Consider the following 25,671-nt stretch of genomic DNA (forward strand, 5'->3'; position numbering starts at 1 on the left):
ATTTAGCTTGGAGGCAGTATCATGTTTCTAGCTCAAGAAATTATACGTAAGAAACGCAATGGGTTAGTCTTAAGTGCCGAAGAGATACAGTTCTTCGTTAAGGGCATAACCACCAATGCAGTGTCGGAAGGACAGATCGCCGCATTAGGCATGGCAGTGTATTTTAATGACATGAATATGGATGAAAGAATCGCTTTGACCACGGCAATGCGCGATTCTGGCACTGTACTCAATTGGCAATCACTCAATCTTAATGGCCCTGTTATCGATAAACACAGCACTGGTGGTGTCGGTGATGTGATTAGTCTTATGCTCGGCCCCATGGCGGCTGCTTGTGGTGGCTATGTACCGATGATTTCGGGTCGTGGCCTCGGTCATACTGGCGGTACGCTCGATAAGTTTGATGCAATTCCCGGTTACCAAACTGAACCTTCGAGTGAATTGTTCCGCAAAGTGGTAAAAGATGTCGGTGTGGCGATTATTGGGCAAACTGGTGATCTCGTCCCCGCCGATAAACGTTTCTACTCCATCCGTGACAACACTGCTACCGTCGAATCCATCTCCCTCATTACCGCCTCTATTCTCTCTAAGAAATTAGCTTGTAGTCTCGATGCATTGGCGATGGACGTCAAAGTCGGTAGTGGCGCATTTATGCCGACTTACGAAGCCTCTGAAGAGCTTGCTCGCAGCATCGCTGCGGTAGCCAATGGCGCTGGCACTAAAACCACAGCTTTACTCACCGACATGAACCAAGTATTAGCTTCATGTGCGGGTAATGCACTTGAAGTAAAAGAAGCCATCGACTTCTTAACCGGCGCTTACCGTAATCCTCGTCTTTACGCTGTGACTATGGGGCTTTGTGCCGAGATGTTACTCCTAGGTGGCCTAGCTACCGATGAAGCGGATGCCCGTGCCAAGTTAAACCGCGTATTAGATAACGGCCGCGCTGCCGAGATCTTCGGCAAGATGGTTTCTGGCCTCGGCGGTCCCGTTGATTTTGTCGAAAATTACAGTAAGTACTTACCGCAATCGCAAATTATTCGTCCGGTATTTGCCGATACTCAAGGTTATGCTCACAGCATGGATACCCGTGAGCTTGGTTTAGCCGTGGTGACCTTAGGTGGCGGCCGCCGTAAACCTGGTGATGAGCTAGACTACAGTGTTGGTCTGACTCAAGTGTGTGCCCTAGGTGATAAGATTGATGCTTCTACACCGATTGCAGTGATCCACGCGCAATCCGAAGAAGCCTTTGCGCAGGCCGAAGACGCGGTGAAAAAAGCGATTCATATTGATGAAATCGCTCCAGAAAAAACACCTGAGATCTATGCTTATATTCGAGCAACGGATCTTTAAGGAAGAATTATGAAACGTACAGTTATAATGATGTTGGATTCCTTTGGCGTGGGCGCTGCTGGCGATGCCGCCAAGTTTGGTGATGTCGGTTCTGATACTTTTGGGCATATCGCAAAGGCGTGTGCTGAAGGTAAAGCGGATACTGGTCGTAAAGGCCCATTAGCTCTGCCAAACTTGGCCCGTTTAGGGTTAGCCCATGCGGCGATGGAGAGTACTGGGGCGTTTGCACCAGGCTTTGCCGACAATGTTGACTTGATTGGTGCCTATGGCCATGCTCAGGAATTAAGTTCGGGTAAAGATACCCCGAGCGGTCACTGGGAAATGGCGGGAGTACCCGTATTATTCGAATGGGGCTATTTTAGCGAGCACCAAAACTCATTCCCTAAAGAACTGACCGATAAGATTTTAGCCCGTGCAGGACTCGATGGCTTTTTAGGTAACTGCCATGCTTCTGGTACTACTATTCTGGAAGAATTAGGCGAAGAGCACATGCGCTCTGGCAAGCCAATTTTTTACACCTCGGCAGATTCTGTATTCCAGATTGCCTGCCATGAAGGCACATTTGGGTTAGAAAACCTATATCGTCTTTGCGAAATCGCCCGTGAAGAGTTAGAACCTTATAACATTGGCCGCGTGATTGCGCGTCCATTCGATGGCACAGGCCCAAGCGACTTTGCTCGTACTGGTAACCGTAAGGATTACTCGCTTGAGCCACCAGCGAAGACAGTGTTAGATAAGTTAAAAGCCGCCGGTGGCGAAGTGGTGAGTGTGGGCAAGATTGCCGACATTTATGCTTACTGTGGTATTACCAAAAAGGTGAAGGCAAACGGTTTAGAAGCGTTATTTGATGCGACTTTAGCCGAAGTGAAATCTGCGGGTGAAAATACTATTGTATTCACGAACTTTGTGGATTTTGACTCCCATTATGGCCACCGCCGTGATGTGGCGGGTTATGCGAAAGGATTAGAGTATTTCGATGCTCGCTTACCTGAAATGCTCGCACTGTTGGATGAAGACGATTTGTTAATTCTCACCGCTGATCATGGCTGTGATCCTACTTGGCAAGGTACAGATCATACCCGTGAATATGTGCCAGTATTGGCGTATGGCGCAGGATTAAAAGCAGGTTCGTTAGGTCGTCGTAATAGTTTTGCTGATATCGGCCAATCTATCGCGAGCTATTTCAAGCTTGAGCCGATGGAATACGGTGAGTCGTTTATCTAGATAAACGTGCAGGATCTTGATTTGGCGGCCAGCATTGGGCCGCCAGTAAACAAAGACTTAAGTCTTAATAAAATAAACAGGGGTTATTTCGATGGCAACACCACACATTAATGCTGTAGAGGGCGCATTCGCTGAGACAGTTTTGTTTCCTGGCGATCCATTACGTGCAAAATATATTGCTGAAACATTCTTAGAAAATGTTGAGCAAGTGACTGATGTTCGCAACATGCTAGGTTTTACCGGTACTTACAAGGGTAAACGTATTTCTGTGATGGGTTCTGGCATGGGTATTCCTTCATGCTCAATCTATGCAACTGAATTAATTAAAGATTATGGCGTTAAAAACCTGATCCGTGTTGGCACTTGTGGCGCAATAAGCACAGACGTTAAAGTGCGCGATGTGATCATCGGTATGGGGGCATGTACTGATTCGCAAGTAAACCGTTTACGTTTTAAAGGCCAAGATTTCGCGGCTATCGCGAACTATGAGCTGATGAATGCTGTGATTGAATCTGCCAAAGTCAAAGGCACTAAGATCCGTGTGGGTAACGTATTCTCTGCTGATCTGTTCTACACGCCAGATCCACAAATGTTTGACGTAATGGAAAAAATGGGTGTGCTAGGGGTAGAAATGGAAGCCGCTGGTTTATACGGTGTTGCCCATGAGTTCGGTGCTCGCGCACTGTGTGTGGTAACGGTATCTGACCATATCCGTACTGGCGAAAAGACGACTTCAGAAGAGCGTCAAACCACGTTCAACGATATGATCGTGATGACTTTAGACGCTGCGATTACGCTGTAATCAGCCACTCCAAGACTCATCAAAAAGGGTTCGCATTGCGAACCCTTTTTTATTGCTCTGTTATCTTTTAGATGAGCCAACTTAACTGTGCTGCTGAATGTACGATGGACAATTCTGTAATGCGGCGCTGAACCAAAGACGCTTCAGTTTGACCAGAGACGCTTCAATTAACCCGTTGAGTCAGTGTCTAAATCGCTCGGTTGAACAGGGGCTTTATCTGTGGTGGATTTCGCCGTATTGGTCTTTACTCGGCGTACCGATTTTACCTTAGGTTTATTCGGCATTGGCACTGAGGTTTGCGGCTCGGTCGCCGAAGCTGCTTGGTCCGCCAGTGTTTTGGACTGCGTTTTAGACTGAGGTATTGTGTTAGATGATGACTCATCCTTTGCACTCATCTCTGGTGTTATCTCAGCTTTCAACTCAGTATTCAAATCAGCTTTAAAATAAGTTTTAAAATCAGACGCTTGCTCTGGCGTTTGCTCTGATTCTTGCTCAAGCTCAGGTGCATCTTTTGTCTCTGTTATTGTTTTGGCTTTCTTCACTTTAAGTTGAATACTGGCTTGATTGCTATCTTCATCCGGCGACTTGCTGACTGTAGCTTTCTCCAAAGGCTGATTGTCTTTGGTTTCTTTATTTTGTTCTGCCTCTTTGTTTTCTGTCGGCTTTTGAGCGGCTTCTTCGTCACTAGCGATGACTTCATCCTGCTGTGCATCTTGATTATCCGCTGGGTTAGGTTCATCTGCCGCTTCGATCGCTTTTATGGCTTTATGCTTCTTAGGGTTTTTACGCAATTTGGCTCGGGTTCGGCGACGGTCAAAATCGGCGCGTTTAAAAGATAAGGCGCGAGATAGCAACATACCAATTAGACCTGCAACCAGCAGCATTATTTGTTGCTGCTCCATATTCAGGTTATGAGCCTCTTTGATTTCATTAAAAAATAATTTGGTATCGAGTCTAACCTCGACATAGCCTAAATTTTTGCCATCCTGAATAACGGGTTCCACATAGGGGGGATATTTACTCAGTAGTAAGCTCATTTCTTCGGATTCGGGATCTAACGCCTCGTTGGTCAGGCTTTGAGCGAAAGCTAAGCGTATACCTTGGTCGCTGAATATTGCTGCGGACATCACCTTAGGATCTTCAACTAGGGCGCTGGCGAGCCATTGGAGCTGTTCATCATTTTGCAATTGCAGGGCGGGTGCTGCGCTGTAGGCCGTTTGTTGCACGAGTAATCTGGCCATCTTTTGCGTTTGGGACTTTAGAAGCAACTGACCTTGTAGTAGGCTTGTCTGCCACAATTGCACTAAGCCTACCATCAAGGTCAGAGCAATGGCGATTTGGAGCAGTCTACTGATTTTATGGCTTTTCTTTAGCCCTTTAAGATATAACACTTTGACCCTTAATAATGAGAGCGCTTGCCTAATCATAATTGATTCTGCGTGAGCCCGATAGCTGGAGAACACGAGTCCTATGGAAAGCTTGAACCAAAATCCGCTGTTTGTATGGTTAGCTGCTAGCCCTTCACCTCGTTTTGAATATCAGGGGATCTGTTTCGAGGCTTATCAAGAATCGTCAATGCGGCCATCCCTGAGTCAATTTGCTATGCGTTTGATTTACGAAGATATCAGTCTTGAGGATGCCCTAGCGACTTGGATCGTCTCTCTGGCTAAAAGCCTCAAATTAACCTCGCTCTCCATCGCGCCTATACGCCGTCAAGTGGCGCTGCATTGTGTTGAGTTGGCACTTCCTGTAGAACCCACTGCCGAGTTGTTAGCTACATTTCCGCTGCAGGCAGAGTTACACCTTATTCGCGGCCCATTACCTCAACTGAGTAAACCTGGTTTGTTGGTGATGGATATGGATTCTACAGCGATTCAAATTGAATGTATTGACGAACTTGCAGCGATGGCTGGGGTGGGAGAGCAAGTTGCGGCGATAACAGAGCGGGCGATGCAGGGCGAGCTGGATTTTGAGCAGAGTCTGCGCCAAAGGGTTGCCCAGCTTAAAGGTGCCGATGCCAAGATTATTCACACCCTGTGCGAGAGCTTGCCATTTATGCCCGGGCTAGAAGCTATGCTGGCGGAGCTTAAGTCCCATCATTGGCGTTTAGTGGTCGCATCAGGTGGCTTTACGCCATTTGTTGGGCATTTAAAACAATTACTCAATTTAGATGCTGCCTTTGCCAATGAGTTAGTGATTACAGACGGCAAGCTGGCGGGTACTGTAACGGGCAAAATCGTCGATGCGCAGTTTAAGGCCGATGTGGTCAGCCGTTGCAGCCAAGAATGGCAGATCCCTGCAGGGCAACGTGTAGCGATAGGCGATGGCGCGAATGATATCCCTATGGTGCAGGCGGCAGACTTTGGTATTGCCTTCCATGCTAAACCTAAACTTGCAGCTGCGGCAGATGCGAGGATCCGTGGCTTGGACCTGCGGGTTTTACCTTATTTGTTACAGTTTTAAGGTTTCTGTCGTCATTTGTACTGCTTGCATTAGAGTAATAACTCTTGTTTTTTGAGGCTTAACTGGTAGTTTAGTGCTTATTAATGGACTACCAGTGATTTATGTTGACTCGCAACTTCAATCCTAGCTTAGCTAAGCCAAGCCCTTCACAAACCTCACTTTATCTGCCTTATCGGGATGGCGAGTTGCATCTGCGCCAGTTGTTGCCTGCAATTGTTGATTTTTCTAAACCGCCGATTTTGATGTTGCACGGCGCCATGTCAAATGGACGCGTTTTTTACAGCCAGAGTGGTCGTGGTTTGGGATGTTTTCTGGCTAATGCAGGCTTTGTGGTTTATGTGCTCGATACTGCCGGCCGCGGCTTAAGCCTACCAAAAATCAGTAGAGATTTTACCTTAGGGCAAGGTGAGGTAATCCGCGAGCAACTGCCATTAGTGCAGCAGTATGTTTTGGCAATTCATAAACAGGTCTGTGAGGAACAGGGGAAATCATCGCCATCTCAAGTGCATTGGTGCGCCCATTCTTGGGGCGGCGTTTTGATGGCGAGCGCATTGGCGCGTTATCCTGAGCTTCAGCAAAGTGTGCGTTCACTACTGACCTTCGGCAGTAAACGTACTATCCGGGTTAAATCCTTCAAAAAATGGTTAATGGTCGATGTGTTTTGGAACCGACTCGCTCCCGGTTTAGCGGTTGGACAGGGTTATTTGGCTGCAGATAAACTGCGTGTAGGCATGGATAATGAGAGTCGGGCGTCATTGAATCAAAGCATCGATTGGGTGCGAGGTGAATGGCGCGATCACGACGACGGCTTTGATTATGCCAAGGCGGCTAACATGGCGAAATGGCCGTCGGCTTGGTTTATTGCTGGTCAAAATGACACTGTGCTGGGGCATCCAGAAGATGTCGCAGATATGATCAATGAGTGTGGTTTTAGCCAAGTAAAATATACGCTGCTTTCAAAGGAGAATGGTTTTAAGCACGATTATGGTCATGCGGATATGCTGACTCACCTCGATGCCATGAATGACCACTTTCCGTTGATACGAGATTGGTATTTAGGTTTTGAACTAGCTGTATTAAAGGACTAGGGTGTAGCAACTCTAGGGAAGTTTTTGTAGCGCCGGGTATCTTAATTCCACCTCTTGTGTGATATCGAGTAATTCCCCCACGCCGATAATGCGCCACAGTTGTTCTTCAAGCTGTTTTGCCCTGTGATTCGCGTGGATATTGATATATTCCAATTCGCGACGCAGATACCCCATATCTGGTTTCTCGGTGGCCCCTCGGTAAATTCGTAGTGCCATAAAGCGTCCAGTCAGCTTACTTTGGGTGATAAACGCGACTTTGGCTTGGGCGTCACCCACTTCAGTTGCGGGGATACATTTTAAATGGAATCGGCCGCGGGACTGGCGCGTGAGCTGAATAAAAACTTCAATAAAATCCATATCCTGCTGGGGTTTCATTTGGCGGATAGGGTCAAGAATATCCCGTTTACAGAAGCCATCCTTTAGCAGCGGTGCAAGATTATATTGCAGCGTATCTGACGAACCTGCGGCAAAAATACTGCTGATTTCATCATGCTCAGTACTGACGCCTAAGCAGGTCACTTGTGCTGATTTTGTTGTTTTTTCAACAAAGTAGGGCACAGAATGGAGTTCACGTAACAGAATATTTTTAAGACCATCAGCAAGCTCGTTTGCTTCACTGTTATTTTCAGTGAGTTGCTCTAATTTTTCTTTATTGTGGGCGATCAGTTTATTTAAAAACTCAACGCCGACATGGGGTGTATGACCCATTACTGCGGCTAAATGCAAGGTCACGCCATTCTTACGGGTTCGAACTAGGCGGTAGGGTAAATTATCGAGCTGAGTTTTGCCGGCAATGGTTTGCAGTTTGGGTAAACAGATCATCAAGGGTTTGTTGACTACAAACTCGGTGGGATTATCGAGTGTGAGCTGCATGCCTCGACCCGAGATATCCAAGGTAATCCCAGTCGCTTTAAGGTTGTCCTGCGAGATATTGACTAAGGTTTTAAATGCAAAACGGGCTTCTTGGCGACGTTCACTAAATTGCATTGGAATCGGTTTGATTTGATGGGCGGTGAGTCGTTGCTGACCGAAGGCTTTTAGCGTATTGGCATTGCTATCATCCTGCCACGCCTTGTAGGTTTCCCTTTCATCCTCATTTGTTAAATCAACGAGTTGCAACAAATGGCTGAACTGCGACAACTGTTGTTCCACCAGCGGGCTGTATTGGGTTTCATCCCCCGGCAACGTGGCTCGGCGATAACCTTTGGCATGGTAAATTTTATCTGAGACCAGTTTAAAAATACGCCAACTTGGTTTGGTTGAAGCAAAACCTAAAAACAATGGCACCAGACCTTTAGCTTTTAATTCGGCTAAGGTGGCCGAATAAAAATACAAGCAGCCCTGAGCATTGTAGGTAAACGTAAAAAATAGGCTGTAGTCAGGATTTTCCGGATGGCTAAAGAGTGCCGAAAGCCGTGAGGATGTCAGCATTGCGGGTAACTGGCTGATATCATTTTCATCTTGAAAATAATGCACTATTTGCTGATTATCCCGACTCAGCAACATATGGCTGATGGATTGCGTTTGTTGATTCAGAAATAAAGGCAAATGTGGCAAATGTGGCAAATAATGGCGCTCGAAACCCAGGCCTGATGCTGTGACTAATACGTCGTTAACATCTAATTTATAGCGGAGTTTATAACCTCGAATTAAATTGCCAAGCATTTCACCTAGGGCATCAGTGCCACCAATACGTTTTAATCTCAACCAAAGAAACTCACCATTGGTTTCGCTATCGACGATGTGGTAATCGACCCCAAGTTGCAGATCGGGATAGTAATATTCTTCACTTAACTCAAGGAGTTTCACCTTTAGCGGCTTATCGAGATCGAAAGGATGATTAGCAGAGAGTCGAATGCGAGCGCCGCCAATGGACAAATCGATGGTGATCCCGAGTATTTCAGGTCGCCCAGGTTGGGAAACCGCGATGCGGATACTGTAATTCATTCGCTCTTCGGCACGATTAAAATAACTGCCGAGCACGACTCCGGGTACCATAAAGGGTTCGGGATCGACTGTATCGCTTTGCTGTACTACTTGACGCAGTTTTTGTCGCCTGAGCTGATGGGCGGCGATCACGTATTCATACACACCCATAGTGTATTTGTTGCGATATAAGGACATTGCCTCTTGCAGGCTATGCTTAGCGGGTTCATCAAGAAAATGGTGTTGTTGACCTAGCATGACTTCAGTGCAGAGCAACTCAGACTTGTCCCTCAGGTCAATAATCCGCGTGCAGGGCGAGGCTAAACGACTCAACTCCATTTTCAACAGAAAACGGGTCGAATTGTTTTCATCGGCAGTCAGCTGCTGAAAAATCTCTTGGAAGTTAGGTTCCATGAGCAGCGGCTTGAGCTGTTCTATGAGCGCACTATGGTTATCTAAACTCATGTAGGGGTCTTTTTATGCTTATTTCATCCCAAACAGACTGAAACTCGTATCTTCAGATTGTTTGAGCTCTAATGCTAATTTTGCGCCGTGCTGTGTTAGTCTTATGTCGGCAGTATTCACAGTTACTTAAATTGATTTTATACAGATTTTAATAAGTTATGGCAAAGAATAAAACCGCGTACGTGTGCAATGAGTGTGGGCAGGATTTTCCCCGTTGGCAAGGGCAATGCAGTGCTTGTCACGAGTGGAATACGATAACTGAAGTACGCTTAGGCGCCGCCTCGCCCGGACGGGGGACTAAATTTGCCGGTTATGCCGGTGCTGGCAGTAGCGAAGTCAAAACCTTAGATCAAATAGATCTTAATGCTTTACCCCGTATTGTTAGCCATTTTGGTGAACTCGATCGTGTACTCGGTGGGGGAATTGTTCCTGGCTCGGCGATTCTGATTGGCGGTCATCCGGGAGCGGGCAAGAGTACTTTGCTGCTTCAAACCCTATGCCATTTAGCGGAGCAAATGCCTGCGTTGTATGTGACGGGGGAGGAATCCTTACAGCAGGTTGCCATGCGAGCCCATCGCCTTGGTTTGCCGACCAATAAACTGCGGATGTTATCCGAGACGAGTGTTGAGCAGATTTGCGAAATCGCCCTGCAAGAATCCCCGAAAGTGATTGTTGTCGACTCTATTCAAGTCATGCACATGAGCGATGTGGCATCGAGCCCTGGCAGTGTATCGCAGGTGCGTGAATCGGCTTCCTATTTAACTCGTTTTGCAAAACAGCACGGCATTGCTGTGATTATGGTGGGCCATGTGACTAAGGATGGTAGCCTCGCGGGTCCTAAAGTGCTGGAACACTGTATCGATTGCTCAGTCATGTTTGAAGGGGATAGCGACAGTCGTTATCGTACTTTACGCTCCCATAAAAACCGGTTTGGGGCGATCAATGAACTTGGGGTGTTTGCCATGACAGAGCGCGGCCTAAAGGAGGTTGCTAATCCTTCGGCAATTTTCCTCTCCCGTGGTGAGGAGGAATCCTCGGGATCCTTGGTCATGGTGGTGTGGGAAGGTACGCGTCCGCTACTGGTTGAATTGCAAGTGCTGGTGGATAATTCGGCCATGTCGAATCCGCGCCGCGTGGCGGTGGGGATGGATGCAAACCGTCTAGCCATGTTACTTGCGGTCATGCATCGCCATGGTGGCTTGCAAATGTCGGATCAGGACGTGTTTGTGAACGTGGTAGGCGGGGTTAAAGTGACCGAAACCAGTGCCGACTTAACCCTGCTACTGGCCATGGTATCGAGTTTTCGTGGCGATATTTTACCGAGCGATTTGGTTGTGTTCGGTGAGGTAGGGTTATCTGGTGAAATTCGCCCAGTGCCAAATGGCCAAGAGCGTTTAGTCGAAGCCGCTAAACATGGTTTTAAACGAGCGATAGTGCCTCGAGCTAACGTGCCGAAAAAACCGCCTGTGGGAATGGAAGTGGTGGGCGTTTCCAAACTATCAGAAGCCCTTGAAGCAATCTAATCTAAAAAAACAAACAGCGCCTTAAGCGCTGTTTGTTTTGCTCTTGGGTGTCAAGTCTGTACCCAATCACAATCCGTGGTGTTTAATCGGCAGAATGATGTTTTTCGACAAACAGTGCTAATTCACGATTCAGTATCGAGGCATCACCTAAGTTAAGCTCAACGATGCGTTTGAGGTGGCTGATGCTGTCGACATCGATAATGTTACATTTAAGCCCAAGTTGATGATTACGTTGATGCACCAACTCTGTCTCCATTTGCAGCTCAATATCCGATCCCTGTAAGGTAAAGCTTAGGGTGATAGGCTCCCCTGTGTGGCTAAATCTAACGGGTTCTTCCACTAAGGCGCCATTTAGGCTGAGATCCAATATTGTGGTTTGCCATTGGTTTTCGCCTTGGTGTATTGACGCACTGGCGGCAAAGAGGATCCGCGAAAAATGTCGTCTTTCATCAATCACTAATGCTTTATCTTTCATAGTTTGTTAGCGTCCACCCCAATCAATATGCATAAGCATATGTCATATTGAGGAGACTGTAAAAGCTCGGCCAATTTTTGTGCAATTAAGTAAGGCAGATCGCATATTTTACCTTTTTCTCATATGCAAATATGAAAAAGTATGAATAATTCAGTTAAGCAAAATAAGAGAAACAGAACATGGCCTATAGTGTGCTGGTTGTTGATGACGAAGTGGTTATTCGTGCGCGATTGAAGGGATATTTTGAAAAAGAAGGTTATCGCGTGGTTGAGGCTGCCGATGGCGAGCAAATGTGGTACGAGTTTAATCGTCAACATATCGATTTGATCATGCTAGATATCAATTTACCGGGTGTTGATGGTTTGAGCTTAACTCGCGAGTTACGCAGCCGCTCCCATGTGGGGATTATCTTAGTTTCTGGCCGTGATGAATCCATTGACAAAATTGTTGGCCTCGAGATGGGCGCCGATGATTATGTGACTAAACCCTTCGAACTACGGGAGCTGTTGGTAAGGGTAAAAAATCTGCTATGGCGGATTTCTTTGGTAAAACAAGCCGAGCAAGCGCTGGTGCAGGAGTTATCACAGCCCGATGATTTGATAAGTTTTGAAGGTTATCAACTTGAATTAAACAGCCGGAAATTGCGCCAAGGGGAGGAACTTATCAAGCTCACTAAGGCCGAATTTGAGTTATTAACCGTCTTTGTCTTACATCCACAACAGGTGCTTTCCCGCGAACGTTTAATGCAGCAAACCAGTCATCGTAATCAGGATGTGAATGACAGAACGATAGATGTCATCATCCGCCGTTTGCGTAATAAACTCCATGCCGAACTTTTTGTTACTGTTCATGGTGAGGGGTATTTATTTGCCGCGAAGGTGGATGACTAAGGTAAAGATGGAGGCCGTACTTGATATAGAGGATAAAAATCCGCTTCGGCAAGGCTAAAACTAAGCTCCGACTGGGTGTTTGCCGACATTGTGCGTCCGACGATAGCTGGACCAATATCGCCAAATGGCGTGGCGCCTTCGAGCTGTTTCACTGCGACATCAATCGCCAGTTTCCCCTGTAACACCACAAGGTCATCATTGCTGTAGAGTACTTTTTGCCGCTTCAGTCCTCGCAGAATTGCAGGGGATAAGTAACTACTGACGAGTTTGATATCCTGTGTCATGTGCTTTTGCTTGAGGGTGCTAACGGCCGCTTCAATTGCAACTGCACTGCCGAGAATATAGTTGGGCTGCTGCGCTTTTAGCAGTATCTGTAATTGATCGCGGTAGAGATTACGGTTGTTATCTGCATGCTGAATGGCACTGATGCTGACATTGCTGCCTTCAAGGGCATGACGAATCCCTTGTTCGACCAAATCGGTACCGCCTACATTTTCCGGTCCAGCTAAGAGCGCCAAGGTTGTGGGTTGTGTCGGGGTGTGAACCTTGGCATCCGCTTTAATAAATTGGCCTGCCCGCAGCCCCATTTGATACCAGTTAACACCAATATGGGTTAGCACTTGGTCTGAATTGAGCTTATTTACGAGGGCGATTATGGGTTTGCTCAGTGGCAGAGGAAAATGCTCGAGTAGATTGGGACTTACGGCTCCGAGTAAAATCGCATCGTAGTCACCGCTCATGCACGAACGTAATTGCGCGAGTTGTTTATCTTGATGGTAATAACTGCCCGCTTCGAACAGATCCAGCGATACGCCAAGGTGTTTAGCGTGTTGAATTAGGCCATAATCGATGCCAATCCAATAAGCGTCTTTTAGATGAGGGACCAGGACACACAGACGCCAAGCTTGTTGTGCTTTCGTCAGGGGAAGATAATCAAGTGCGCGTGACTGCTGGATTTTGGCATTAAAAGGACTGCGTTGCTCTAATGGCCAGCTTTGGGGATTCGCTTTGGCAACCGGTGAGCATAAGAGGCTAAAAGTGGTGAGTGTGAGCAAAGCTTGCCAAAATTTTTCCATTGTCCCATATCATCCACAGTGATTCTTTGGAATGCATTGTAACAGTTTAAGGAACAAGCGTGGCTCCTTTATCTTTATCGCGACGTAGTTTAACCGGCAGACTAATGCTCGCGTTTAGCGTGCTTGGGCTTTTGCTATTGCTGTTGGTGAGTCTTGGTAGCTTGAGTTTACATTGGCTTAAACAAGCCGATCGTTACCTGTATGAAGAATCCTTACCCGCTTCTCAAGCTGCGCGGCAATTGGTGCAGGCCTCAAATGCGTTATCCGATGGCGTGACTCAGTTAGGCCAGGTTGAGGATGAGCGGCAGCGGGAATTTATCGGCCGTAAATTGAACCTTGAAAGTGCCACAATGTTAAATAGTATCAAAGTGTTGTTGGCACTCGACGTGAATGAGGATAATCATTTACCTGTTCTAGCAGGGCAAATTATTGAACAACTTACCTTGCTTGGTCAAAGTGTTGGCCAGCGTATCACCCTTGGCGATGAGTTACAGCGCAGGGCCCGAGAATTATCGGTTGCCGCGGCCCATGCCTCTGAGTTATTGCAATCTGAGTTAGCGGTTGTCGATTCGGCAATTTTAGCCAAACTGAGTCAAGCTTATCCCGATATGGCGGGGAATAAACGCAGTGGGCAACTGCTTGATGATGTGATTGAACGTGAGCTCGATATCCAAGAACAGCTCAATCGCGCGCTCAAATTAGTGCATCAAATTGCGCTGCTCAGTCAGTTATTTGAGGTATCGGAGTTGCAGTCTGAGCTGCAATTGAGTGTCCCGCGTTTATTGGCAACCTTTGCCAGCACATTACCCTCGCATCCTGTAGCGCACATTAATCAGCAAAAAGGGACTGCAATCGAGCAAGCATCGGAGGCTGTAACTGAGTTGTCGGCGCCAGAGGTTGGTATCGATTTAATGGCGCTAACGACAGTTTCTGAGCTGATACGCGATCCCGGTCGCCTCAACGCCTTAAAGGCCGAGTTGGTTACCCTTAAACACACGCCAAAGATCATTAAGTTACAGCGAGACTTGAGCCAAAGTTTGCAGCGGCAACAGCGCCAGCAGCAGGCATTAGCGGAAAAACTCTATAGTCTTAATACGTTGGTGGATAGTGCGCTCAATCAACAACAGCAGAGGGCAGAGTTGGCGCGTAGTGATTATTTAATGCAGCTGTCCTACGCTCGGTTCGGCTTGTTGGCCACGGGGATGTTGATGTTTGTGATCATGGGATGGGTCATTTATCGTGTGATTTATCGTGGTATTGCTTTGAGGTTGAATCAGGCAACGCAGGCCATGTCGCGTTTAAGTTTGGGCGATATCAATGTGAGTCTTGATGCCCGAGGTGATGATGAATTAACTGCGATGGCGAATGCAATTGAGGCATTTAAGCGAAAAACTGCCCATAACCTTAAATTACAGGCGGATTTACGTCAGGTCGCCGATGAGTTGACCGAGCATAAAAAAGCCCTTGAACAAACCGTAGCTACGCGGACTCAGGAATTAGCCGAGACAAATCTTCGCCTCGATGCTGAGGCTAAAGGCCATGCTAAGGCAAGGGTCGTTGCCGAGGAGGCGAGTCAGGCCAAATCGCAATTCCTTGCAACGATGAGCCATGAAATCCGCACCCCACTCAATGGCTTATTGGGGACGTTAACCTTGCTCGGCCAGAGTCAGTTACCGCCCGCGCAGCAACAGATGCTCGCCCTGTCGCAGTACAGCGGCACATTATTGCAAACTGTGCTGAGCGATATTCTTGATTTCTCCCGCCTTGAGCAGGGTAATTTAACCAATGAGCCAAGGCCAACGGATATCAACGCCCTACTCGATGAAGTGCTGGCGATCATGGTGGCGGGTGCCAATTTGGCGGGATTGAGTTTAAGGCTGAACCGTCCTCAATTACCCGCTTGTATTAATATCGATGGCCCTAAGCTGCGGCAAGTGTTGTTTAACCTTATCGGTAATGGCATTAAGTTTACCTCCGAAGGCAGTGTCAGCCTGAATGTCAGCCTGCAGGGAGGTAGATTAGCCTTTGTGGTGGCTGATACTGGTGTGGGCATTGCCCCCGAGGTGCGTGAACAGTTATTTATTCCCTACAGTACATTGCCAAATCAGGGGCGAAGCCGCGGGACAGGCTTAGGGCTGGCGATTTGTAAGCAGTTAGTTGAGCTGATGGATGCAAATGGTCGTGGTATTTGGGTCAAAAGTGAGCCTGGCAAGGGCAGTGAGTTTGGTTTTGAACTCTGCTTTACGCAATGCGATAAAGCCCAAGATGCCCAAACACTGGTCCATAAGCAAGTGCATACTCAGCGCGTGTTAGTGGTTGAGGATAACAAGGTCAATGCTATGGTCGCGCAGGGATTTTTGGCGCATTTAGGCCACAGTTCGACCTTGGCGGCAAGCTGCCAACTCGCACTGGAGTGTGTGAGTGCTGATAAGGCATTCGATGCCGTGATGTTAGATATTCAGTTGAGTGATGGTTCTGGCGTGGCGTTATTACCGCAGTTAAAGGCGTTATTTGGGGCAAAAAATGTTAAGTTTGCCGCTTTTACTGCGCAGATGCAGATGGAGGATCTTAGCCTCTATCGTGAGGTGGGGTTTGATACCGTGTTAGCCAAACCATTGAGTCTACAAACGCTGACTCAATGGCTTGGGGTCGCTATGGCGTCATCTTCTTTGGAGACTGAAAGTCCTGGGTTGTCGGCGAGTCCTTCTTTTATCTCGGCATCTTCTGCGCCATTAGCTCAAGCAACGGATACCAGTGGTGCTATACCCCTTGGCAATCAAGCAACTGAAACTCTACTGGATATTGAACAGTTGCAACAAGATATTGAGGTGCTGGGTGTGAAAGCGGTGAGTGATATGTTGGCGCTGTATAAAACTTCTAGCGCCGAGCAAATTGAGCGGCTATCAGAGGCAACTTTTGTGGAGAGTTCAGCCGACAGTGCTAAATTATTGCATGCACTTAAGGGCAGTAGTGCCAGCATGGGACTAAAAGCACTGACTCAGTGTTGTCAGGTATGGGAAAAGCAGCTTAAAACCACAGGCGCCCAAAAGCTTGAAATACAGTCGGCCAATGAACTGAGAGCCTGCTGGCTAGCATCGATGACGGCATTAGAACAGTGGTTAGTCACCGTGGAATAGGGCTTAATACCAATCACATTAAATATCTAATCAGTTCAGAGCCTCACAGGCATTTCAATCCAAGGCGCATTGACGCAGAAATGGTCATTCCATTTTAAGTCAATGCAACACCGGAGTGGGATGCCTGTGTGGCTCCCAAAGGGCGGCTGATGTTCACGGTATGGCAACACGCTTTATACTGCGTTTAAGGCTTTCGACAGAGCACCACTATGCCTTCAAGCCTTCGCCTTGTCTAAAGCGCGTTGAATTCCCGCTGAATGAACAGATATTTAATACGATTGGTATAAGTATCAACGCTCAACGAAATACATAAAAAAAGCGGCTCCCAAGAGTGGGAGCCGCTTTCGTTCAACCGCATCAAAAAAATTAGCTTAAGGTTTGTTCTACTGATGAGTTGATTGTCTGTTCCAACAGTTGTTTATCTTGCTTGACCCAAGCAAGAGTCAGCGAAGCAAGAGCGCTGTAAAAGCCATTGCGGTGCTTGCTATCGCACTCAACAACTTTTACCACAAACTTAGCTAACCAAGAGTCGATGCAAGCATCGAGGAAATTTAACTGGGCAGCATCTTCACTGTGGCAGGCTAAATGTCCCATATAGGCGAGCATTACGGCTAAGTGATCGGCAGGCTCAGGGAAATGACTCTGTACTTGCAGTTTGCTCTGGTGCAAAAATTCACTCATTTGCTGATGTTGCTGCCCAAACAGTAAGGGCTCATCCTCACTGTTTAAGTATAAGCTGGCATAAGGCGAGGCGCTGTGCCGAGTACCCACGAGGAATAAACCGCAATAATCAGCCGCGAGTTCGAGCAAGGCGTCATTGCGCTGTAAATCATTCAGTACCTTCTGCATGGTCGCGACAGGAGCGCTAAACTCTGGCTCATGGCCCAGTTGTGTCCAGAATTGCTGCGCCGCATCACTGGTGAGTTCCTGCAGACGTTGTGCATTAACTTCCCGGGCAAACAGAGAAGATAACAGCTGATACACTAAGGCTCTGGCATGATTAATATCGACGTTGCTCATCGCATTTTCCTCAAAATTAACAGTTGAATGCGCCTAGAAAATTAGGCGCATCGCCTAAGACTTATCGCTCAGGACGGGTTCTCAGTATTTAGCTTAGATTTCAACTTCGATAGGACCATCGAAGGAGCTAACCTTAGGTGCTTTACCTTGGTATTTTTCAAACTCAACCAGACATGTATAGGCTGAGCAAGCTTGAGCCAACTTAGAGGTACCAATGTCTAAGGTTAGGGTATTAGGGTCACCATAGCTGCACAGGGCACCGATTTCGGCTCCGCCTTCAACGCTGCCATCTTTACCCACTGGGCCATACCATGCACCTTCATGAATTCGCACTACACCTTTAGGGAAACGATCCGATACCACTGCGCCAGCTAACAGTTGACCTCGGTCGTTAAAGACCCGCACGATATCGCCATCTTTAATGCCACGGGTTTTAGCATCTTCAGGGCTAATATACACAGGTTCGCGACCATTAACTGTGTAGGTTTCGCGGTATTCCTTTGACTCACACATTTGTGAGTGTAAGCGGTGATCCGGATGGCAAGATTGCAACCACATAGGATATTTATTCGAACCTGGACCACCATGGCTGCGTTCAGCTTTTTCCATCCACATAGGATGGCCTTGGCAGTCATCATAGCCAAATTGTTCAATCTTACGACTGAAGATTTCAATCAAACCGGAAGGCGTGCCTAATGGGTTGATTTCAGGATCGTTTCTAAAGTCAGCGTGGCGCGTCCATAATTCGCCTTCACCAAAGTGTACATAACCTTGCTTCCAGAAGGTGGCAAAGTCAGGCATCTCATACTTACCGGCGTTAGCGGCTTTACACTCGTTATAGAGGGTTTCTATCCACTCCATTTCGCTCATATTGCGGGTGTATTCTTTCTCTTTACCCAGCAGCGCGGCAAAACGAGTAAAGATCTCAAAGTCAGACAAGCTTTCAAACAAAGGCTCGACCATTTTCTGCATCGCCAGAATACCGCGGTTGGCATAGGCACCGTACACGTCGATATCGTTACGCTCATAGGTGGTGCAAGCTGGCAACACGATGTCGGAGAAACGACAAGTGGCTGTCCAGTTCACATCAATAGAGACCACGCATTCAAGCTTTTGGAAGGCTTGCTTCATGCGGTTACGGTCTTGATGGTGGTTCCATGGGTTATTACCCGAGAAAATCATCATCTTAATATCGGGATATACCACTTTAGAACCGTTGGCATCAATGGTTTTGCCGGGTTCGAGAATCGCATCAATCCAGCGGGCAACGGGAATCGTGCTGCTTGCGCCTTTAAAGTCTGTGCTGTCAAACAGCGGTTTTTGATTCTCGTCTAAGTTACGTGGGAAAGCGCCCGGAGCTGCAGCTGTGGTCGCCGGCACACCAATACTGGAGTAGTGGTGACCATAGCTAATACCACCGCCGGGTAAGCCGATTTGGCCTATCATGGTCGCAAGTACTGCGGCCATCCAGTAAGGTTGCTCACCGTGTTGTTGGCGCTGAATACACCAACCCATCATTATTTGGGTACGGCCCTTAACTAAGGTTTTGGCCAGATCGCGGATAATGTGTGGTTCAACACCGCAGATAGGCGCCGCCCACTCAGGGGTTTTGGCGATACCATCTTTAGTGCCCATCACGTAAGGCACAAACTCTTCAAAGCCTAAGCTGTAACCTTGGATGAATTTCTCATCGTGTAGCTTTTGGGTGATCATCTCATGGGCGATGGCCAGCATCAGCGTCACGTCAGTCTGTGGGTTCACATACAACTGCTCACAGCCAAGGTAAGCCTGGGTTTTAGTCACCACAGGGTCGATACTGATCACGCGGATTTTACCCTGTTTGACCTTCTCTTTTAATTGCGCGAGGTACGCAAAGGCCTCATGGGTTTCAGCGTTCCAGCCCACTTGCAGGTTTTTGTAAGGATCGTTTGACCACAGCACAATCGTGTTGCTGTTTTCTAAGATCAGTGGCCAAGAGGTGCCTTGGGCATATACTTCGGTTGAGCCTAATACATAGGGCAGAATGGTTTGGCCTGCACCGGTGGAGTAGTCGCCGATTTTCTTCACAAAATTACCGTGCATCCCCACCGCGCGCTGCATATGGCTGGTGCTGGAATGCAGTTGCCCCGTGGCGCGCCAACCAGTTTGTCCTGCGTGTAAGCCCGATGGACCGTACTTGGTTTGGACCTCATCGAGTGAGTGTTTAAACAGCTTTAATGCTTTATCCCAGGTCACACGAACAAAGCGGAAATCCCCCCGCTGCTGGGTATTACTCTTATGGCCTTTTAGTAAAAAGTCTAAGCGAACCATCGGGTAACGCACGCGGGATGGGTTATAGACCATACCCCGGATACCGTTAATCATATCCGTTGGATATTTATCTAAATCGAAGGCTTTGACTTCGGCAATCATGCCGTTTTTACGCTTGATTTTAAAGGCACCGAAGTGGGAGCCAGTGGTCAGCCATTCGTTTTCATTCAGGCCAGTATTGGCCAGCGCATTTAAGGGCGCTAGTACTGAGCTGCCACCTAAAGCAACGAAAGAGGTTGAGGCTAAGCCTTTTAAAAAGTCTCTTCTGTTCATGGTATTACTCCCGAATTAGTGCTCTTTTTTCACGAAGGTTGACGAATGTTCTTGCAGGTATTTTTGCACCAGTGCTTGGGTGTCTTGGTCCATGTTCACGAAGGCCAACATGCCTTGGAACATGCCAGGCCAGGTATTGGCATCGAAATGCGCTTCATCTGGCTGGGTGTGGCACACACTACAGCTTGAGCGGAACGTATCGCGGGCATAGCCCCAGAGTGGTTGCAGCTCGGTGAGCAGGTAATCCTTATCGGTCCAGATTTGGGCTTCAACGCGTTGCCATTTTAGGCCCGTCATTGGATCTTCTTTCTCTTCAAAGGTTTGGATAACACCTTCTGTTTCGGCTGCATCTTTGCTTAACTGCGCCGACAGAATGTTTACGCCAAAGTCCATGTAGATCACGCGGCCTGCGCCGATTTTCTTACGCCAGCCATCGATACCAATTTTGATGCGCTTACCTTTAGTTTCGAGCACTTTGACTTTAGTGGCTACGTTTAAGGTACCTGCTTCAACATCGCCTTTTTCACTAAAGAACAGTGGCTTAGTTAGGGCACTGTAGTAGGTTTGGTTGGTTTCCAGTGAGCTGACGCCAGCGCCGACTTCGGCGATGAGTTCAGGTGCTCGGGCCGTGCCCATTTCAGGTAGATGGTGAGCAATGCCTTTGTGGCAATCGATACAGCTTTGATCGATTTCAGCGGCGCGTTTCATCTGTTTTTGCGCCAGCGGTGACATGCTTTCCCACTTCATCGAGTTGTAGTTGTGGCAGTTTTTACACGCCAGAGAGTTGTCGCGATCAAAACGCTTCCACTCACGGCTTGCCATTTCGAGGCGTTTAGCTTCAAATTTTTCAGGGGTGTTGACCGTATTGAATAACCAGCCCCAAACGTCGTGGGAGGCTTCCATCTTACGGGCAATTTTACGGCTCCAGTTATGGGGCACGTGGCAGTCTGGGCACGTGGCGCGCACGCCTGAGTGATTCGACCAATGCACTGTTTCCTGCAGCTCTTGGTAGGGTTTGCTCTCCATACTGTGGCAACTGATGCAGAAGGCTTCGGTATTGGTAGCTTCCAGTGCGGTGTTAAATCCGCCCCAGAAGATGATGCCCATGATAAAAGCACTAATGCTGACAGCGCCTAAGGTGAGAGCTTTTGTGGGTTTGTTTAGTGTGCGCCAGAGGTTGATTAACCACTTCATAATAGCGTCCTCAAAGTATCAGTGAATTAGTGGCCGACAACGCCGCCGAAGGCTTGGATCATCCAAATGATGAAACCGTAGAGACTGATCCCCGCGATAGTCAGTGCGGGAAAGAGTATGAAAATGATGAATCCCAGCGCCTTTAACTCATTGCTGCGTGAGGACTTATCCGATGTTTGCATGGTGGGCTTTGTCATTGGGAAGAGCTCCGTTCGAAAGCGATTTTTGATGACATCACTATAAAGGGGAGATGTGAACGGGCTTACGCGCAGGGATGAATGGGCTTTGACAATATATGAAAAATTATGAAAATTTTAAAAATCCCATGATTTTTTGTTTTACTGACAGAGTGTTAATCCGATTTCTGTGATCGCACTCGGCAGTTTGATATGCGGTTTAAGTGTTTTTTAAACAACAGATTTTGAGTTTTTTACCTAATTTTTTACCGAAGTGCAGGCGAGGTCTTAGCTATCTGGCGGCGTTTACAGTATTATCCGCGGCCAACAAAGGCTGCGTTTGCATGGTTGAAGATAGTTTAACTGGGCAAAGCATCACTGCTTGCAGATCATGGATTTTTCCCGATGTAGGAAAATGATGTGGATCTCTCACCCAACTCCTTGGATTTGGGGCTCTAATCTGCCGCAGCCAGCGTCGCCAATGCTAATTGGTATCGACCCTATTTTAAGAGATCACAAGGTATAACAAGATATGTCTGAGCAATTGAGTTCAACTGCCGTACCCTCTGGTTCGTTTCTGAACCGTTTTTTTTCTATTCAACAACGTGGTAGCACCGTTCGCCAAGAAGTGATTGCAGGGTTAACAACCTTCCTCGCGATGGTGTACTCAGTGATTGTGGTACCCAATATGTTAGGCAAAGCGGGGTTCGACCCCGGTGCCGTGTTTGTTGCCACCTGCTTAATTGCCGCCTTTGGCTCGCTGCTGATGGGACTCTGGGCGAATCTGCCCATGGCCATTGGTTGTGCGATTTCACTCACCGCCTTTACCGCCTTCGGCTTGGTGTTAGGTCAGGGTATGAGTATCCCTGTCACCTTAGGCGCCATTTTTTGGATGGGGGTGATTTTTACCATCGTGAGTGTCACTGGCATTCGTCAATGGGTGCTGGCTAACCTGCCTAAGGGGATCGCCCATGGTACTGGGATTGGTATTGGCTTGTTTTTACTCTTGATTGCCACTAACAGTGTGCAGTTGATTGTGGCCAATGATGCTGGCCTGCCAGTTAAGTTAGGTGATATTAACAGCTTGCCGGTGATTGCCACTGTGGTGGGGCTTGCAGCGACGATAGGTTTAGAGCGTCGCGGTGTACCTGGCGGTATCTTGTTGGTGATTATCGGCTTATCCCTTTTCGGCTTAGTGTTTGACCCCAGTGTGAAATATCAAGGTTTGTTTGCCCTGCCAAATTTAACCTCTGAGCATTCGCTAATTGGCCAATTGGATATTATGGGCGCCTTAAATCCTGTGGTATTACCGATTGTACTGGCATTGGTGATGACGGCTATTTTTGATGCCACTGGCACCATCCGCGCGGTAGCGGGTCAAGCCAATTTGCTGGATAAAGACGATAATATCGTCGGTGGCGGTAAGGCATTAACGTCAGATTCTGTCAGTAGCATGTTTGCAGGTGTTGTTGGTGGCGCGCCAGCGGCCGTGTATATCGAATCTGCGGCGGGTACTGCGGCTGGCGGTAAGACAGGCTTAACGGCGACTATTGTTGGAGTATTATTCCTGTTAATGGTATTCCTTGCACCGCTCAGCTATTTGGTTCCTGCCTACGCCACTGCACCAGCGCTGATGTATGTGGGACTATTGATGCTTAGCAATGTGACTAAGCTAGATTTCAACGACAAAGTCGATGCGATGGCGGGCCTAACTTGCGCCGTGTTTATTATCCTTAGCTGTAACATTGTCACAGGTATTATGCTTGGGTTTGTGACCTTAGTGATTGGCCGGATTTTTAGCGGCGAATGGCGTCAACTTAAGTTAGGCGTATTAGCCATTACCCTAGGCTTAGTGGTGTTTTACATGGGTGGCTGGGCAATTTAAGCGATTAGCTTACAAAGCGAGTGTACTTAACACTCGCTTTGATTTACCTCATTGTGTGCACAATAGGCTCGCAGTAAATCCTTCCAAGTGACGATGCCCACCAAATCACCATTTTCGAGCACGGGCAAACAACCGATGTTATGTTCTAGCAAGGTGCGGCTAGCAACATCGAGCGACACATATGGCGCAACGGTTACTGGATTGCGAGTCATCACTTGATGGATGCGTTTCTGGAGGGTTTCGAGATCCTTTGAGGTTTCGGCACCGTTACCTAAATTAGGGCTGATGGCGCGCAGTAAGTCGCGTTCAGATAATACCCCTTCGAGTTTATATTCATCCAGCACCAGTAGATGGTGAAAGTTTGCCTGCTCGAAAATATCCTTCGCCACGGTTAAACGATCGTCCATTTCGACCGTGACGACTCGGGTACACATAATATCGGCGATGATGATCGGCATAATAAACTCTACCTCGGACTTGTATCGTTAATACACTGCATTACAGATACTTATAACAGACCGATGTTTATTTAGCCAATGGCATTGTTGTGAAACTTGCACCCTAGGACCTCATTCTCGCGTTTAATCTTGATCTTCTGTCTCATCTTCTGCCATTAAGGGGTTTCTTAAGTCTTCGGGCAAATGGACGCCGATGTAGCGTTGATACCTTTTACCCTTGAGTTTATGGGTATCGACCAGTACCAAACCATCGACACAGTCACCGAAATCGGCATCGATCCCAAAGGCGAGAAACTTCACCCCATCCTGCTTACATAGCTCACCATATTGCTTATACAGTGTCGGCACCGCCGCGCCCATACTTGCCAGCATCTGCTTGAGTTGCTTAAAGTGGCTTTGATAATCTTCGCCTGAGTAGAGGGCATCTAACTGCTCTTTACGCTTCTTGGATAAACCAAAGGGTGACATAGATACAGCGAGTTGCTGCGCTGGAGCAAACTCCGTGGAGTAGAAATGCACTAGCATTTCCCGCGCACTGCCGGGCAGTTGATTACTGATGGAAACCGGGCCAAACAGATAGCGGTATTCAGGGTGTTTGGCTAAAAAGGCCCCAATGCCGAACCAGAGATAGTCGAGACTGCGTTTACCCCAATATTTGGGCTGCACAAAGCTGCGGCCGAGTTCTAACCCTTGTTTGACGAAGGGCATAAAATCGTCGGCATATTGGAATAGTGACTGGCTGTAGAGGGCGTTGTCGCCATAGCGGTTTAACACTTGCTCGCCGCTGGCGAACCGATAGGCGCCGACAATTTCAAACTGCTCTTTATCCCATAACACCAGATGTTGGTAGTAGGAATCGTATTTATCGATATCACGGCGCTTGCCCGTACCTTCGCCGACGGCGCGAAAGGCGATTTCCCGCAGGCGGCCAATTTCCCGCATGATGGGATTACTGTCTTGATGCTGATACAGATAAATCAGCTTGTTGTCTTGGGTTTCGCCAAGCAGTTCACATTGTTGCAGCGCGGCCTGTAGTTCTCGGCGCGACTCAGGATGTGCGATGGCGCTTTGGGTGATAAACAGCGGATCTTTATCTTTGCCAATACGATATAAATGATTTTTAAGCAGTTTTATCTTGGTTTTTAGCGGGAAATCCATAGAGCGTACGGCTTCATTGGGGATGAGCTCGCCGATGCGAATGGGCATATTGCGCTTGGCCTGCTTAAACATTTCCTTAACCAGTAGCAGTGTGGCTAAGGGTTTATAAATCATCGAGGCGCCGTAAAAGGTGGCTGAGTTTTTTGCATCTAAAAAGATCGGCAGCAGCGGCGCATTACAGGAAATCGCCATCTTCAAAAAGCCGGAATGCCACTGAGTATCGCGCACGCCATTGGGACGTAGGCGAGAGACTTCCCCCGACGGGAAAATCAGTACCGCGCCTTCATTACGTAGATGCTGGTGAATTTTTTCTAAGTGCTGCTTAGGTGTACCGCCGGTCATATTACGAACCGGCAGCAAAATCGAATGCAAAGGCTTAAGTGCCATCAATAGCTCGTTGGCGACGACTTTAATATCGGGGCGGATCTCACTAATCAATTTTATCAATGCGAGGCCATCGAGGGAGCCAATTGGATGGTTGGCGAAGATCACCACTCGACCTTCACAGGGAATATTTTCTACCTCATTGGCGGGCACGGTAAAGCTAAAATCGAAGCTGGCAAGCACTTGCTCGACAAAGTCTATCCCTTGGAGATAGGCAAATTGATTAGCTATGTCGTTGCACTGTTTTTCATTCAACAGGTAACGCAGCATGGCTTTAGTTGGTTTCGCTAACCAAGGTTTGTCTTTCAAAGAGGGGAGGTTTTGCTCTACCACATTATCGACGGTAAAGATCATCGCGTTGCCCTCTTCGGCTGGCAGCGGCGCAGTCAGC

The 25,671-nt window shown here is 47.7% G+C and carries 19 protein-coding genes; 9 read left to right on the forward strand and 10 right to left on the reverse strand.

Translation table 11 applies throughout. The features are described from left to right. The first annotated feature begins 21 nt into the window (after positions 1-21). The 3 genes from deoA (at position 22) to deoD (ending at position 3,379) form a co-directional block, all read left to right on the forward strand. Positions 22-1,353: a thymidine phosphorylase gene (gene deoA, locus SO_RS05670; RefSeq protein WP_011071447.1), complete on the forward strand. Its 1,332-nt coding sequence runs from the start codon at positions 22-24 to the stop codon at positions 1,351-1,353. Between the two features lie 9 nt (positions 1,354-1,362). Then, positions 1,363-2,577, forward strand: coding sequence for a phosphopentomutase (locus SO_RS05675; RefSeq protein ID WP_011071448.1), 1,215 nt, complete (start codon positions 1,363-1,365; stop codon positions 2,575-2,577). A gap of 91 nt (positions 2,578-2,668) precedes the next feature. Then, entirely contained in the window at positions 2,669-3,379 is a 711-nt protein-coding gene (gene deoD, locus SO_RS05680) for a purine-nucleoside phosphorylase (protein WP_011071449.1), read from the forward strand. Positions 3,380-3,546: 167 nt separating this feature from the next. On the opposite strand, the gene SO_RS05685 is transcribed toward deoD, so the two are convergent. Continuing rightward, a complete protein-coding gene (locus SO_RS05685) occupies positions 3,547-4,770 on the reverse strand; it encodes a YtjB family periplasmic protein (protein WP_011071450.1) in 1,224 nt (407 codons plus the stop codon). A 79-nt stretch (positions 4,771-4,849) separates the two neighbouring features. On the opposite strand from SO_RS05685, the gene serB reads away from it, so the two are divergent. Both serB and SO_RS05695 read left to right on the forward strand, forming a co-directional pair. Then, on the forward strand, positions 4,850-5,842 hold the full coding sequence (serB, locus tag SO_RS05690; protein ID WP_011071451.1) for a phosphoserine phosphatase SerB: 993 nt from the start codon (positions 4,850-4,852) through the stop codon (positions 5,840-5,842). A gap of 101 nt (positions 5,843-5,943) precedes the next feature. Then, a complete protein-coding gene (locus tag SO_RS05695; protein ID WP_011071452.1) occupies positions 5,944-6,930 on the forward strand; it encodes an alpha/beta fold hydrolase in 987 nt (328 codons plus the stop codon). Positions 6,931-6,942: 12 nt separating this feature from the next. Here the strand turns inward: SO_RS05695 and SO_RS05700 are convergent, their stop codons facing one another. After that, on the reverse strand, positions 6,943-9,321 hold the full coding sequence (locus SO_RS05700; protein WP_011071453.1) for a PilZ domain-containing protein: 2,379 nt from the start codon (positions 9,319-9,321) through the stop codon (positions 6,943-6,945). Positions 9,322-9,479: 158 nt separating this feature from the next. Here SO_RS05700 and radA point away from each other — a divergent pair, with 158 nt between their 5' ends. Further along, a complete protein-coding gene (radA, locus tag SO_RS05705; RefSeq protein WP_011071454.1) occupies positions 9,480-10,844 on the forward strand; it encodes a DNA repair protein RadA in 1,365 nt (454 codons plus the stop codon). Between the two features lie 82 nt (positions 10,845-10,926). On the opposite strand, the gene SO_RS05710 is transcribed toward radA, so the two are convergent. Beyond that, entirely contained in the window at positions 10,927-11,298 is a 372-nt protein-coding gene (locus SO_RS05710) for a PilZ domain-containing protein (protein WP_164925839.1), read from the reverse strand. 200 nt (positions 11,299-11,498) lie between these two features. Here SO_RS05710 and torR point away from each other — a divergent pair, with 200 nt between their 5' ends. Then, a complete protein-coding gene (gene torR, locus SO_RS05715) occupies positions 11,499-12,209 on the forward strand; it encodes a two-component system response regulator TorR (protein WP_011071456.1) in 711 nt (236 codons plus the stop codon). Here the strand turns inward: torR and torT are convergent. Then, complete coding sequence (gene torT / locus SO_RS05720) at positions 12,206-13,285, reverse strand: TMAO reductase system periplasmic protein TorT (RefSeq protein WP_011071457.1); 1,080 nt, start codon at positions 13,283-13,285, stop codon at positions 12,206-12,208. The two genes, torR and torT, sit on opposite strands and share 4 nt — an antisense overlap. A 59-nt stretch (positions 13,286-13,344) precedes the next feature. On the opposite strand from torT, the gene torS reads away from it, so the two are divergent. Continuing rightward, complete coding sequence (torS, locus tag SO_RS05725; protein WP_011071458.1) at positions 13,345-16,422, forward strand: TMAO reductase system sensor histidine kinase/response regulator TorS; 3,078 nt, start codon at positions 13,345-13,347, stop codon at positions 16,420-16,422. Positions 16,423-16,788: 366 nt separating this feature from the next. On the opposite strand, the gene torD is transcribed toward torS, so the two are convergent. The 4 genes from torD to torE all read right to left on the reverse strand — a co-directional run bounded on the left by torD (position 16,789) and on the right by torE (position 21,416). Then, positions 16,789-17,442, reverse strand: a complete 654-nt coding sequence (gene torD, locus SO_RS05730; RefSeq protein ID WP_011071459.1) for a molecular chaperone TorD — start codon at positions 17,440-17,442, stop codon at positions 16,789-16,791. A 93-nt stretch (positions 17,443-17,535) separates the two neighbouring features. Beyond that, on the reverse strand, positions 17,536-20,025 hold the full coding sequence (gene torA, locus SO_RS05735; RefSeq protein ID WP_011071460.1) for a trimethylamine-N-oxide reductase TorA: 2,490 nt from the start codon (positions 20,023-20,025) through the stop codon (positions 17,536-17,538). Between the two features lie 15 nt (positions 20,026-20,040). Further along, a complete protein-coding gene (torC, locus tag SO_RS05740; RefSeq protein ID WP_011071461.1) occupies positions 20,041-21,219 on the reverse strand; it encodes a pentaheme c-type cytochrome TorC in 1,179 nt (392 codons plus the stop codon). Between the two features lie 26 nt (positions 21,220-21,245). Then, positions 21,246-21,416, reverse strand: a complete 171-nt coding sequence (gene torE, locus SO_RS05745; RefSeq protein ID WP_011071462.1) for a trimethylamine N-oxide reductase system protein TorE — start codon at positions 21,414-21,416, stop codon at positions 21,246-21,248. 511 nt (positions 21,417-21,927) lie between these two features. Here torE and SO_RS05750 point away from each other — a divergent pair. Further along, positions 21,928-23,280, forward strand: coding sequence for an NCS2 family permease (locus tag SO_RS05750; RefSeq protein WP_011071463.1), 1,353 nt, complete (start codon positions 21,928-21,930; stop codon positions 23,278-23,280). Positions 23,281-23,306: 26 nt separating this feature from the next. Here the strand turns inward: SO_RS05750 and SO_RS05755 are convergent, their stop codons facing one another. Beyond that, positions 23,307-23,738, reverse strand: coding sequence for a CBS domain-containing protein (locus SO_RS05755; RefSeq protein ID WP_011071464.1), 432 nt, complete (start codon positions 23,736-23,738; stop codon positions 23,307-23,309). Positions 23,739-23,861: 123 nt separating this feature from the next. Then, entirely contained in the window at positions 23,862-25,634 is a 1,773-nt protein-coding gene (gene olsF, locus SO_RS05760) for a bifunctional ornithine lipid synthase OlsF (RefSeq protein ID WP_461676400.1), read from the reverse strand. Positions 25,635-25,671 lie beyond the last annotated feature (37 nt).

The sequence above is a fragment of the Shewanella oneidensis MR-1 genome (assembly GCF_000146165.2).
In the GTDB taxonomy this organism is placed as follows: Bacteria; Pseudomonadota; Gammaproteobacteria; order Enterobacterales; family Shewanellaceae; genus Shewanella; species Shewanella oneidensis.

Bases quoted from the DNA above. Each gene is read 5' to 3' on its own strand.
- SO_RS05700 (WP_011071453.1), bottom strand. From the start codon at position 9,321: ATGAGTTTAGATAACCATAGTGCGCTCATAGAACAGCTCAAGCCGCTG.
- torT (WP_011071457.1), bottom strand. From the start codon at position 13,285: ATGGAAAAATTTTGGCAAGCTTTGCTCACACTCACCACTTTTAGCCTC.
- torR (WP_011071456.1), top strand. From the start codon at position 11,499: ATGGCCTATAGTGTGCTGGTTGTTGATGACGAAGTGGTTATTCGTGCG.
- torC (WP_011071461.1), bottom strand. From the start codon at position 21,219: ATGAAGTGGTTAATCAACCTCTGGCGCACACTAAACAAACCCACAAAA.
- deoA (WP_011071447.1), top strand. From the start codon at position 22: ATGTTTCTAGCTCAAGAAATTATACGTAAGAAACGCAATGGGTTAGTC.
- SO_RS05695 (WP_011071452.1), top strand. From the start codon at position 5,944: ATGTTGACTCGCAACTTCAATCCTAGCTTAGCTAAGCCAAGCCCTTCA.
- torD (WP_011071459.1), bottom strand. From the start codon at position 17,442: ATGAGCAACGTCGATATTAATCATGCCAGAGCCTTAGTGTATCAGCTG.
- torA (WP_011071460.1), bottom strand. From the start codon at position 20,025: ATGAACAGAAGAGACTTTTTAAAAGGCTTAGCCTCAACCTCTTTCGTT.
- SO_RS05675 (WP_011071448.1), top strand. From the start codon at position 1,363: ATGAAACGTACAGTTATAATGATGTTGGATTCCTTTGGCGTGGGCGCT.
- torE (WP_011071462.1), bottom strand. From the start codon at position 21,416: ATGACAAAGCCCACCATGCAAACATCGGATAAGTCCTCACGCAGCAAT.
- serB (WP_011071451.1), top strand. From the start codon at position 4,850: ATGGAAAGCTTGAACCAAAATCCGCTGTTTGTATGGTTAGCTGCTAGC.
- SO_RS05755 (WP_011071464.1), bottom strand. From the start codon at position 23,738: ATGCCGATCATCATCGCCGATATTATGTGTACCCGAGTCGTCACGGTC.
- deoD (WP_011071449.1), top strand. From the start codon at position 2,669: ATGGCAACACCACACATTAATGCTGTAGAGGGCGCATTCGCTGAGACA.
- SO_RS05750 (WP_011071463.1), top strand. From the start codon at position 21,928: ATGTCTGAGCAATTGAGTTCAACTGCCGTACCCTCTGGTTCGTTTCTG.
- olsF (WP_461676400.1), bottom strand. From the start codon at position 25,634: ATGATCTTTACCGTCGATAATGTGGTAGAGCAAAACCTCCCCTCTTTG.
- radA (WP_011071454.1), top strand. From the start codon at position 9,480: ATGGCAAAGAATAAAACCGCGTACGTGTGCAATGAGTGTGGGCAGGAT.